General features: G+C 50.7%; 1 protein-coding gene. It reads right to left on the bottom strand.

The window, feature by feature from the left end; all coding sequences use genetic code 11:
• Positions 1 to 582, bottom strand: a 582-nt coding sequence (locus ACWHAR_RS30025) for an amidohydrolase family protein (RefSeq protein ID WP_452088801.1), incomplete at both ends; no start/stop codon positions are given.

Genomic DNA, 582 nt, shown 5'->3' with positions numbered 1-582 from the left:
CTGCTCGATCAGCGGCGCTTTATCGGATGCATTCCCTTTTCCTAAGAAACCGACGTTGATCGGAAACTCCTCGGCCGCTTCCAGCATCCTTGCCATATACCACGCGCCGGATGTACATGTTGTCGCTTTGCTGCCTGTTGCGGGTCCTGTTCCGCCTCCCAAAAGGGTTGTCACACCTGAAGAAAGCGCAACTTCCATCTGCTGAGGACAAATAAAATGAATGTGCGTGTCCACTCCCCCGGCTGTTAAAATTTTACCTTCACCGGAAATCACCTCTGTCCCCGCTCCGATGACCATGTGCGGATCGACTCCATCCATGATATCAGGATTTCCGCTTTTTCCGACACCGACAATCCGGCCGTCTTTCACACCGACATCCGCTTTGACAATGCCTGTGTAATCCAATAGCACGACGTTGGTGATAACTAAATCCAAAGCGCCGTCCTTCCCTGTGATTCTGCCGTTTTGGCCCATGCCGTCGCGGATTGTTTTTCCGCCGCCAAAGATCATTTCTTCACCGTATACTGTGAAATCCTTTTCGACTTTGATCCATAAATCCGTGTGGCCCAATCTGATTTTATC

It is taken from the genome of Bacillus sp. LR--39 (genome assembly GCF_053613335.1).
The sequence above is the reverse complement of the archived record's forward strand: the minus strand, read 5'-3'. Positions and strand labels throughout refer to the sequence as shown.